At 73.9% G+C, this 875-nt stretch carries 1 protein-coding gene; it reads left to right on the forward strand.

The features are described from left to right. Positions 1-824, forward strand: an 824-nt coding sequence (locus tag AC1DP0_RS22300) for a GNAT family N-acetyltransferase (RefSeq protein ID WP_478088828.1), incomplete at its 5' end; no start/stop codon positions are given. Positions 825-875: the final 51 nt, after the last annotated feature.

An 875-nucleotide genomic window follows, 5' to 3' on the forward strand; every position in this document is an offset into this window, starting at 1 on the left:
CGGTGGGGGAGGGGCGCCCGGGAGTGCGACATGATCGGGGGATGCGCATCGAAAGTCCCGGCCTCGTCACCGACCTCGACATGCTGCGGCTGCAGGGCTCGACCGTCACCGACCACGGCGACCACCTCGTCGTGCGCACCGAGTCCAACCCGACCTTCTGGTGGGGCAACTTCCTCCTCGTGCCGACGCCGGCCCGCTCGAGCGAGGTCGACCGGTGGGTGGCGCGCTTCGAGGCGGAGTTCCCGGACGCGGAGCACCGCGCGATCGGCTTCGCTCTGCCCGGCGGCGACACCGAGGCCTGGGCTGCGTTGGGCTGGGACGTCGAGGGCGACGTCGACCTCGCCACGACGGAGGTGCCGGCGGCTGGGGATGTGCCTGACGGCATACGAACTCGCCCGCTCGAGGGCGACGACGACTGGGAGCAGTCGGCCATGGTGGGCGCGCGTGACACCCCGGAGACGCACCGCGAGAGCCGCCTCGTGTTCGAGCGCCGACGGGTCACTGCCCAGCGCGGCCTCGTCGAGTCCGGACGCGCCCGGTGGTTCGGGGCGTTCGACGGTGACCGCCTCGTGGCGCGGCTCGGCATCGTGCGGCTCGGCGACCGGGCCCGCTACCAGGACGTCGTGACGCTCGAGAGCCACCGGCGACGTGGTCTCGCGGGGGCGCTCGTCCGAGCCGCGGGGGAGTGGGCGCTCGCCGACGCGGCGGTGGGGCAGCTCGTCATCGTCGCCGAGGACGGTGGACCGGCGATCGGGCTCTACCAGCGGGCCGGCTTCGCCGAGGTGGCCCGTCACGTCGGCGTCTCCCGCGCCCCCGGTTCCTGAGCACTCGACGTCACGGCGCGTCGGGAAGTGGGCACTCGACGGTGGGTGACC

The sequence above is a fragment of the Terrabacter sp. P5_B1 genome, from assembly GCF_056400505.1.